This is a genomic window from Sphingomonas sp. TDK1, assembly GCF_001650735.1.
Lineage (GTDB): Bacteria > Pseudomonadota > Alphaproteobacteria > Sphingomonadales > Sphingomonadaceae > Sphingomonas.
Genome location: NZ_LXVY01000014.1, coordinates 1 through 9,602, shown reverse-complemented (window position 1 = coordinate 9,602; position 9,602 = coordinate 1). Strand labels below are relative to the sequence as shown.

13 protein-coding genes are annotated in these 9,602 nt (G+C 63.2%); 6 read left to right on the top strand and 7 right to left on the bottom strand.

Annotated elements, in window-relative coordinates; all coding sequences use genetic code 11:
• Positions 1–18 precede the first annotated feature (18 nt).
• Genes A7X12_RS09970 through A7X12_RS09960 form a run of 3 tightly spaced genes read right to left on the bottom strand, consistent with a single transcriptional unit; the run spans position 19 to position 2,311 of the window.
• Positions 19–579 carry an SDR family NAD(P)-dependent oxidoreductase gene (locus tag A7X12_RS09970; RefSeq protein WP_198161985.1) on the bottom strand — a complete coding sequence of 187 codons (561 nt, stop codon included), beginning with the start codon at positions 577–579 and terminating at the stop codon, positions 19–21.
• A gap of 47 nt (positions 580–626) precedes the next feature.
• Complete coding sequence (locus A7X12_RS09965; protein ID WP_064311488.1) at positions 627–1,481, bottom strand: SDR family oxidoreductase; 855 nt, start codon at positions 1,479–1,481, stop codon at positions 627–629.
• Positions 1,482–1,510: 29 nt separating this feature from the next.
• Positions 1,511–2,311 carry a DODA-type extradiol aromatic ring-opening family dioxygenase gene (locus A7X12_RS09960; protein ID WP_198161984.1) on the bottom strand — a complete coding sequence of 267 codons (801 nt, stop codon included), beginning with the start codon at positions 2,309–2,311 and terminating at the stop codon, positions 1,511–1,513.
• A gap of 130 nt (positions 2,312–2,441) precedes the next feature.
• Between A7X12_RS09960 and A7X12_RS09955 the strand changes: the two genes are divergently transcribed.
• Positions 2,442–3,350 (top strand): LysR family transcriptional regulator, encoded by a 909-nt coding sequence (locus A7X12_RS09955; protein ID WP_064311487.1) that lies wholly within the window; start codon positions 2,442–2,444, stop codon positions 3,348–3,350.
• Positions 3,351–3,566: 216 nt separating this feature from the next.
• Here A7X12_RS09955 and A7X12_RS09950 read toward each other — a convergent pair whose 3' ends face one another.
• The gene (locus A7X12_RS09950; protein ID WP_064311486.1) at positions 3,567–4,583 is read right to left on the bottom strand and encodes a zinc-binding alcohol dehydrogenase family protein; all 1,017 of its coding nucleotides are present in this window, start codon (positions 4,581–4,583) and stop codon (positions 3,567–3,569) included.
• 84 nt (positions 4,584–4,667) lie between these two features.
• Positions 4,668–5,603: a LysR family transcriptional regulator gene (locus A7X12_RS09945; RefSeq protein WP_064311485.1), complete on the bottom strand. Its 936-nt coding sequence runs from the start codon at positions 5,601–5,603 to the stop codon at positions 4,668–4,670.
• A 113-nt stretch (positions 5,604–5,716) separates the two neighbouring features.
• Here A7X12_RS09945 and A7X12_RS09940 point away from each other — a divergent pair, with 113 nt between their 5' ends.
• The 5 genes from A7X12_RS09940 to A7X12_RS09925 all read left to right on the top strand — a co-directional run bounded on the left by A7X12_RS09940 (position 5,717) and on the right by A7X12_RS09925 (position 8,230).
• Positions 5,717–6,511, top strand: coding sequence for a type 1 glutamine amidotransferase domain-containing protein (locus A7X12_RS09940; RefSeq protein ID WP_064311489.1), 795 nt, complete (start codon positions 5,717–5,719; stop codon positions 6,509–6,511).
• A gap of 71 nt (positions 6,512–6,582) precedes the next feature.
• Complete coding sequence (locus A7X12_RS09935; RefSeq protein ID WP_043061435.1) at positions 6,583–6,879, top strand: putative quinol monooxygenase; 297 nt, start codon at positions 6,583–6,585, stop codon at positions 6,877–6,879.
• Positions 6,880–6,889: 10 nt separating this feature from the next.
• Positions 6,890–7,066 carry a hypothetical protein gene (locus A7X12_RS25485; RefSeq protein WP_156477766.1) on the top strand — a complete coding sequence of 59 codons (177 nt, stop codon included), beginning with the start codon at positions 6,890–6,892 and terminating at the stop codon, positions 7,064–7,066.
• An 18-nt stretch (positions 7,067–7,084) separates the two neighbouring features.
• Positions 7,085–7,825, top strand: coding sequence for an SDR family oxidoreductase (locus tag A7X12_RS09930; RefSeq protein WP_043061436.1), 741 nt, complete (start codon positions 7,085–7,087; stop codon positions 7,823–7,825).
• Positions 7,826–7,936: 111 nt separating this feature from the next.
• Complete coding sequence (locus tag A7X12_RS09925; protein ID WP_037093999.1) at positions 7,937–8,230, top strand: putative quinol monooxygenase; 294 nt, start codon at positions 7,937–7,939, stop codon at positions 8,228–8,230.
• 148 nt (positions 8,231–8,378) lie between these two features.
• On the opposite strand, the gene A7X12_RS25065 is transcribed toward A7X12_RS09925, so the two are convergent.
• Together A7X12_RS25065 and A7X12_RS09920 are read right to left on the bottom strand one after the other, a co-directional pair.
• Positions 8,379–8,642 (bottom strand): hypothetical protein, encoded by a 264-nt coding sequence (locus A7X12_RS25065; RefSeq protein WP_157105555.1) that lies wholly within the window; start codon positions 8,640–8,642, stop codon positions 8,379–8,381.
• Between the two features lie 394 nt (positions 8,643–9,036).
• The coding region (locus A7X12_RS09920) for a zinc-binding dehydrogenase (RefSeq protein ID WP_157105554.1) at positions 9,037–9,602 on the bottom strand (566 nt) is incomplete at its 5' end.

Genomic DNA, 9,602 nt, shown 5'->3' with positions numbered 1-9,602 from the left:
GACGCCTTCACCGGACGCTTACGGACCGGGAAGGATGGCATTCACTGTCACCCCCGTACCCGCCATGCGCTTGGCCAAGCCACGCGACAGGGCAAGGTCGGCGGTCTTGGTCACGCCGTAGTGGATCATGTCCGCCGGGATGTTCAGGCCGGATTCCGAGGACAGGAACAGCACGCGACCCCAGCCCTTGTCCCGCATCCCGGGCAGATAGGCTCGGGACAGGCGCACGCCCGACAGCACATTGGCCCGGAAGAAGCGTTCCCACTCCGCGTCCGGCGTCTCGAAAAAGTCCTGCGGGCCGAAGATGCCGGCATTGTTCACTAGGATGTCGACCGCTGGAAGCGCGGATACGATGGCATCGCATCCGGCTTCCGTTCCGACGTCTCCGGCCACACCGCGCACATTGGCATCCCCGACCTCACGCTTCAGCTTGGCAACAGCCTCCTGGGTGCGGCTCTCGTCGCGCCCGTTCAGGACGACGATCGCCCCGGCTGCCGCCAGCCCCTTCGCGACTGCGAAGCCGATCCCGGCGGTCGAGCCGGTCACGAGCGCCGTCTTGCCGGAAAGGTCGATGTTCATGCGCTATCTCCAGGGATGATCTTTATCGGTCGGGGTTGTCCGTAACGTCAGCCCTGCGCGGCGAGTTGCGCCCGCACGGCGTCGGCCAGCGGTGTCGTCGGACGTCCGATCAGCTTCGAGAGCTGGTGGCCGTCATCGAACAACGCACCGTTCGAGGCATCGACGTCCCATGCCGCAAGTCCCTCGGCGAAGCCCTCGGGCAGGCCCACCTGCTTCAGGATCAAAGCGTATTCGGCCTGCGGCAGATCGCGGTACGGGATGTTGCGACCGGTCTGGCGCGAGATCTCGGCGGCAAGGTCGGCGAGCGTCACCGCGTCGTCACCGGCCAGCTCATAGGTCTTGCCCTCATGGCCGTCGCTGGTCAGCGCGATGGCTGCGGCTTGGGCATAATCGGCGCGGGTCGCGAGCGACAGGCGTCCCTTGCCAGCGCTGCCAACGAGCGCGCCATTCTCCAGGGCTGCGGGAATCGAGCCGGTGTAGTTCTCGGTGTACCAGCCATTGCGCAGGAGGGTCGTCGGGATACCGGAGGACGCCAGCAGCGCTTCGGTCGCACGGTGCTCCTCGCCCAGGCTGATCGGCGATCGGTCGGCGTGCAGCAGGCTGGTGTAGACGATACGCTTGATGCCCGCCGTCTTGGCGGCCTCGATGACGTTGCGGTGCTGTGCCTCGCGCTGCCCGACCTCGCTCGACGAGATCAAGAGCAACGTGTCGATCCTGGCCAGTGCCGGAGTGAGTGTCTCAGGCTGCGCGTAATCGAACGCGCGTGCCTCGACACCTAGGTCGCTGGCCTTTTCGGGCGAGCGCACCAGCGCCACGATCGGCTCGTCGGTCGACTTGCGCTTCAGGCTTTCGATGACGAGGCGGCCGAGCTGGCCGGTCGCGCCGGTGACGCCGATGGTCATGACAATTCTCCTTCAGTGACGCGGTGAGATCAGTTGAAACGGAAACCCGAGATGGCGGTCGACAGCACTTCCTCGGCATAGACCCGGGCACCTTCGCCTTCGGCCGCGCCGGCCGCGACCATCAGGGGCAGCAGATGCTCCTCCTTGGCCGGGGGATGCGCGAACCGCGCCGAGGGCGCATCGGCCCATTGCGTAAGACGCTCGGCCCGCTGTGGGCCGTCCAGCTCCATGCTTTCGGCCAGCCACTGGTCGAAAGCCTGCGAGCCGGTCGTCGAGCGCGGATCGCCATAGGCGCGCATGTTATGGAAGCTCATGCCCGAACCCAGGATCAGCACGCCCTCCTCACGCAGTGGCGCAAGGGCGCGCCCGGCAGCGACATGGAGGGCCGGGTCCAGCCCGCGTTCGACAGACATCTCGATCAGCGGAACGTCCGCATCCGGAAAGGCCACCTTGAGGGGCACGAACACGCCGTGATCCAGGCCCCGTGTCGCGTCGACAGACGAGGGGATGCCCGCCTCCTTGAGCAGGGCCGCTGCATGGGCGGCGAGCGCGGGCGAGCCTGGTACGTCGTAGCGCAGCTGATAGGTATGGGGCGGGAAGTTGTAATAGTCGTAGATTAGCTCGGGCCGCTCGGCCCCGGTGAAGGCGAAGCCATCCGTTTCCCAATGTCCCGAGACGACGAGGATAGCCTTGGGCTTCTCGGCGAGCGCATCCGGCAGGCTGCGCAGGAACGCTTCCATACCGCTCCACACGCCGCGTGGATCTTCCATGAAGAAGCAGGGGCCGCCGCCATGCGGGATGAAGTAGGTGGGCTGGACGCTCATGGTCATACACTCCGGTGCAGGCGCCACGGAAGCCGCCTGGATCATTGTTCGATCTGTTGACCGGGATATGTGCCCACTATCGCGCAATGATAATCTGCCACGTAGAAGGATCAGCTTCAACCACGGGTAGGAAATCATGGCGGATCGGTTGACGGGTATGGACGTGTTCGTAAAGGCGATCAGGCTCGGTGGCATCTCTGCTGCCGCACGCGATCTGCACATGTCGCCGGCGATGGCGGCCAAGCACCTAGACGCCCTCGAAGCGCGGCTCGGCACCACGCTGGTCCAGCGCTCGACGCGTCGGCTGTCGCTGACCGAGGCAGGCACCGACTATTTCGAAAAGGCCGAACGTATCCTGATGGATATCGGAGAAGCCGAGGCGGAGGCATCGTCGCGGTCGATCACCGCGCAGGGACTGCTGCGCGTCAGTGCGCCCGCCACCTTCGGCGTTCTGCACCTTGCCTCACTCATCCCTGCTTTCTCCGCACGCCATCCCGAAGTGACGATCGAACTGGGCTTCAACGATCGTTACGTCGACCTGCTGGAAGAGCGTTGGGATGTCGCCGTACGGATCGGGCGCCTCGCCAACAGTGCGCTTGTTGCCCGCAAACTCGTGGCGATGCGCGTCGTGCTGTGTGCCGCCCCCTCTTATTTGGCGAGGCGGGGAACGCCAACCCGCCTGGCCGACCTCGGCGATCACGATTGTCTGGGCCACACCAACGCATCGCTTGCAGGAACGACATCGTGGGCGTTCGGTAAAGACGGGACGATCAAGGTGCCGATCTTAGGATCGATGTGTTCCGACAATGGTGAGGCTTTGGTTCGCGCTGCCATCGCGGGCCAAGGGCTGGTCTATGGGCCACGCTTTATTGCGGCAGAGGCGCTTCGCGCCGGCCAGTTGAGCGAGCTTGAGCTGGACGAGCCGCCTATGATGCTGGGAGCGGCATATGCCATCACACACCCGACGCGGCGCCCCGCCGCCAAGACGCGGGCGTGGATTGACTTCTTAGCCGAAGCACTCCCCGCTCTTGGCACCGATTGGTGAGATGCCAAGCTAGCAGACGTCCCGAGTTTTCACCCGAGGACCGCGTCTGCTATCTCGAAACATCACGGTCTTATACGATTGTAGATATCAGTGACCCAGCGAAAGCGACGCCCACAACCGCACAGGGCTGGCATCGATAACGCCGAGGCTTGGTCCCTTTCAGTTGGTGCAACGGGGGCCGCGGGCGCGGCGGACGTTGAGTGAGCGTGAACCGCATCACTGCCAACCCTCGATGACAATCTTACCGCGTGCGCTAGTGCTCTCAAGCGCCTGGTGCGCGCGCTTGAGGTTCGCGGCGTTGATGGGGGAGAACCGTTCGGTGAGGGTGGTGCGCACCTCGTCGGCGTCCACGAGGCTGGCGATGGCCGACAGGATCTGACCCTGCGTTTCCATATCAGCAGTCTCGAACATGGACCGGGTGAACATGAACTCCCAGTGGGTCGACACCGACTTGCGTTTGAACGGTACGACATCGAGCGTCTTGGGGTCGTCGATGAGTGCAAAACGTCCCTGCGGGGCGATCAGCTCGGCGATCTGCTCGATATGCTCATCGGTGTGCGTGGCCGAGAAGATGAAAGCCGGCGCGCCAATGCCGAGATCCGCGACCTGCTGCGCCAGCGGCTGACGATGATCGATGACATGGTGGGCGCCGAGCTCACGCACCCAGGCTTGCGTCTCGGGGCGTGATGCCGTTGCGATGACGGTGAGATCGGGAACCTGACGGGCAAGCTGGATCGCCATCGATCCGACCCCGCCGGCACCGCCGACAATCAACAGCGCAGGTGCTGCACCGGCTACAGGAGTACGCACGGACAATCGCTCGAAGAGGGCCTCCCACGCGGTGATCGCCGTCAGCGGCAACGCCGCTGCCTCTGCCCAATCGAGGCTGGCCGGCTTCTTCCCGACAATGCGTTCGTCGACCAGGTGCAACTCGGCGTTGGTCCCATCGCGGCCGATACTGCCCGCGTAGAACACCTCGTCGCCCGGTTCGAAGCCGCGCACTTCAGGGCCAACAGCGCGAACGACACCGGCGGCATCCCAACCCAGGACACGCCAATCACCGTGGATCGGACCCGATCCAGCGCGCACCTTCGTATCAACTGGGTTTACCGAGACGGCCTTGACCTCGACGAGGAGATCGCGCCCAGTGACTACGGGATCGGGAAGCTCGATGTCGACGAGAGCTTCCGTGCGATCGATCGTTCCGGGCTGCTGGTAGCCGATTGCGCGCATGATAAATCCTATTGTCAGGGGCTGTATAGCGAACTTTGTCGCGTACAGGATACGCACAAGCGACATCGCGGTTCGACATCGTCGTCAGGCTGGCGACGGCGTGATTGCCGCTGCCGTCTTCCCCGTGAGGTCGGTGATGACCGCGCCGATCAGCGCACGTAACCAGCGGTGTGCGGGATCATGCCGATAGCGGACGTGCCAAGCCATTTCCACGGGAAAGCTGCCAAGGTCGACCGGAGCCGGCAGGATCTTCAGCCGGGGGTCGTGCATCAGCCGCCTGCAGATGAGCGAGGGCAAGGTGGCGCAATAGTCGGTCACCGCCACTATCTCGGCTACCGCGAAGAAGTTTGTCACGGAGATTGCGACGTCGCGCTTCAGCTGCTGCTGCGCCAGCGCCTGGAACAGCCCGGCGCGCATCCGTCCGGGCGGCACGATGTTGACATGCTTCATCGTCTCGAACTGCTCGCGCGTCATGACATCGCCGACGCCCGGATGGTCGGCACGGACGGCGCAGGCGAGCCCTTCGTCCATCAGGTGCTGGACGACGAGGTTGTCGGGCGGATCGACGATGCGGCCCAGCACGAGCGCCGTCGTGCCCGACACGACGCCTGTTTCCACAAGATCGTTCCCGTAGGGCGTCAGACGAAGCTTGATGCCGGGGGCGACCTTCTCCAGGCGCGCCACGATAGCGGGGACGAGGACGAACTCGACATAGCCGTTTGGCGCGATCGTGAAGAGCCGTTCGGTCCGTACGGGGTCGAAGGCCTGCTGACCGAGGACCGCGTCGTCGAGCTGGGCGAGTGCCTCGGCGATCAGCGGTGAGAGTTCAAGCGCGATCGGGGTCGGCTGGATGCCGTAGCGCTCGCGGACGAACAGTTGGTCCTGAAGCATCAGTCGCAGACGCGATAGGGCATTAGACAGGGCGGGCTGTGTCATGCCCATGCGCTCGGCGGCCCGCGTGACGCTGCGTTCCTCCATCAACGCGACGAAGATCGGCAGCAGGTTCAGATCGTAGCGCATGCAGTCATCCTGTCAGACGTATATCTGACATTAGAAAGATAAACTTCTAGAATATATCAACGAGGCCCATTTCCCATCCATCGGCGACGGGCGCCGCGAACATGGAGGTTCAGATGAGCAAGGGTCAGGTTCTCGTTCTTGGATCGAACGCGACACAGCTCGGTCTGCGTGGCGGCAGTACCGCAACGGTCGGTCAGTATCTCAACGAAACGACAGTCCCCGCGCTGGCACTGCTCGACGCCGGCTATGATATTGTTCTCGCTACGCCCAATGGGACCAAGCCGCACATCGATGCCGGTTCCGACACGAAGGACCACTTTGGCGGTGATGAGGCGGCATACCAGCGCGCCAAGGACTTCTTCGCCAGCCACCCGGCCATGAACGACGTCCGCACGCTGAAATCGGTCGTCGACGAGGGTCTGGACGGCTTCGTTGGCGTGTTCGTGCCGGGAGGTCACGCGCCCATCGTCGATCTGATGCAGGACCGCGATGCGGGCACGATCCTCCGTCACTTCCACGCGGCGGCCAAGCCGACCGCGCTCCTCTGCCACGGACCGGTGGTCGTTGTTTCTACGCTCGACGATGCTCCGGCCTTCCGCAAGGCGCTGGAGGAAGGCGATGACGCCGGGGCGGCCGACCTGGCGCGAGACTGGATCTACTCAGGCTACCGCATGACCGTCTTCTCGGCGAGCGAGGAGAAGATCGCTGAGGAGCAAGTGCTGAAGGGCGAGCTCTTCTTCGACATGGAAAAGGCGCTGCGGTCGGCCGGTGGCGACGTCTCTGTCACCGACAAGAACTTCGCTTCGAATGTCGTCGTGGACCGGGAGCTGATCACGGGTCAGAATCCGGCGTCGGACCAAGCCATGGCCGACGCTTTGATCGAAGCCCTCGATCGCGCCGCTGCGTGAGTACCAGGATGACGGGCGGGGCGCTCAGGATGCGCCCCGCTTCGGATATAACCAGGACAGGATATGGTGCCATGACCGCCAACGTGAAGATCGTCGCCGTCCTAACCGCCCGTGCGGATACCGTCGACCGCCTGCGCGCTCTGCTCGACGCCATGCTAAAGCCAAGCCGTGCCGAACCGGGCAATTTGCGCTACGATCTCTGGCAGGACCAGAGCGATCCGAACCGCTTCGTCCTCGACGAGCTGTACGCGGACGCGGATGCGGTTACCGCCCACCGCGCGACGCCCCACTTCCAAAACTACCTCTCTCAGATCGGCGATCTGGCCGAGCGCGCCACGTTTGTCCTCAACCCCGTCTCCGCGACCTAAGGGTGCTGCCATGGGCAAGCTTAAAGAATGGGTGGGGTCGGCGCTGCTGGCACAACCGTTCTACATAGAGGAGCTGCGGATGATCGGCCTGTTGGCACCTGCGCTTCGCGCGGGCCTTATCGGCCTCGTTCATCCACGCGGCTACCGCTGGCGCGGGGCCGCGACGCAGCGAAAAATCAACATCTGAAGTGAAGGAAACACAGTCATGACCAAAGGTATCGAAGGCAAGGTTGTTCTCATCACCGGCGGGAGCACCGGCATCGGCGCCGAGACCGCGCGTCTTCTCGCCGAACGCGGTGCGAAGGTCGCCATCGCCGCACGGCGCAAGGACAAGCTCGACGAGGTCGTCGCGCAGATCGCCGAGAACGGCGGAACGGCACGCGCCTATGCGCTCGACGTCACCGACAAGTCGGCGGTCCAGACCGTCGTCGCCGCGATCGTCGCCGACTTCGGCCGTCTCGACGTACTGATCAACAACGCCGGTCTGATGCCGATCCGTCCGATGGCCGAGGTCAACACCGACGAGTGGGACCAGATGATCGACGTCAATTTGAAGGGCACGCTCTACGGCATCGCCGCGGCTCTTCCCGGCTTCCTGGAGCAGGGCAGCGGCCACATCATCAACCTGAGTTCGGTCGCCGGCATCAAGGTCTTCGCCCCGGGCGGCACGGTCTATTCCGGCACCAAGTTCGCCGTCAGCGCGATCAGCGAAGGTCTTCGCCAGGAGGTGGGCGAGAAGGTCCGCGTCACGTCGATCGAGCCCGGAGCCGTCGAGAGCGACCTGAAGTTCACGACGTCGGGTACGGCTGCTGAGACGGTGCTGGACTTCTACAAGCAGGCCATCCCGGCGGCATCGGTGGCGCGTGCTATCGCGTTCGCTGTCGAACAACCTGATGACGTCGACGTCAACGCGATCGTCATCCGGCCGACCGCACAGCAGTTCTGATTTCGACGAGGAGGCGGGGCCGCGTTTGCTCCGCCTCATGGGGAACGTAGCGGCCCGCTCTTCCGTTACTCTGCCGAATAATGACTGTCGGTTTCACTTGAGGAGTCATTTATGCCCAAACTTGCCCTGTATGTACCACTGAAGGCCAAGCCCGGAAAAGAGCGTGATGTCGCCAATTTCCTGACCTCGGCATTGCCGCTCGTTCAAGCTGAGGCGGGCACTCTGACCTGGTATGCGATCGAGGAAGGTCCCGGTGCGTACGCGATCTTCGATACGTTCGACACAGAGGAGGATCGGCAAGCCCATCTCGACGGCAAGGTTGCCGCCGCACTGATGGACAAGGCAGAAGAACTTTTTTCTGAACCGCCGCAAATTCACAAGTTCACCCTGCTGGCCGCGAAATAGCCGAGCGGTCGGCACCCTAAGCTGCTGTCTGACTGCAGGGTAAGGTTCGTGTTTCTATCCGGAATGGGTGGCCCGGCCGTATCGGGAAATGAATAGATGAATATGGCAGGTCATCCGCAATAGTGGATGACCTTGTCTTCTGCACTTATCATATCTCTGAATTTAACGATAAGGCGCCGTTGATGGGTCGCGACGTGACGGCACCATTCGTTCGCGGGAGGGTGCCGAACGCGAGCGATGACTTGCCCGAGCCCGATATGCCGGTGAACACCACGAAGGCGTCGCGCGGTACATCGACGTCAATATTTTTGAGGTTATTCTGGCGCGCGCCGCGAACCTGCACGCAAGCGGGCAGCCCCTTATGCCCATGATCGGTGACCGGTGTCGTCGCGTGAATACCCTTGCTCTTCAATTCAGTCTTCCTGCCCTATCCGCCCATGCGGCCCGTGGTTCATCACAGTCGGGGAACAGATGAATGCTTTTCCGACTCAATACATCCAAAGGTCAGGCTGGCCCGATATTCGGCACCTTTGAAGTATTTTTCCAGCAGTGGACAAAGGTTACGATAAAACCATTTTCCCTGTTGGGTCGCGCGACGAGGCCACACACACTCCGCTGGTAAGCGCCTGGGCTGGGCGGCCCTGGTCCGTGCCGCTATCGGCATGTAACGACCGTACTTCGGCGCTTGTTACCGCATCGCGACGCGTTGCCCATTTGCCAGAGCGCGCTTCATCATGGCCGGGGTCGGGCCATGATGACGGCCGAGTTGTCGATCCGAGCGCCTCGCGCCGCTTCGGATCGGCGGGTCAGTAGTGAATGACCGTGCGGATCGACTTGCCTTCGTGCATCAGTTCGAAGGCCTCGTTGATCTCCTCCAAACCCATCGTGTGGGTTACGAATGGGGCCAGATCGATATCGCCTCTCATCGCATCCTCGACCATGCCGGGGAGCTGTGTCCGTCCCTTGACGCCACCGAAAGCGGACCCCTTCCATACGCGGCCCGTGACGAGCTGGAATGGGCGGGTGGAGATTTCCTCGCCCGCGCCGGCAACGCCAATCACGATCGACTGACCCCAGCCACGGTGCGCTGATTCAAGCGCGGCGCGCATGACGTGGACGTTGCCGATGCACTCGAAGGTATGATCGATGCCCCAGCCCGTCATCTCGATCAGCACTTGCTGGATGGGCTTGTCATGGTCCTTGGGGTTGATGCACTCGGTAGCACCGAACTGGCGTGCCAGCTCGAACTTGGATGGATTGGTGTCGATGGCGATGATGCGACCCGCCTTCGCCTGGCGCGCACCCTGAATCGCCGCGAGGCCGATGCCGCCGAGGCCGAACACGGCGACGGAGTCTCCGGGCTGGACCTTGG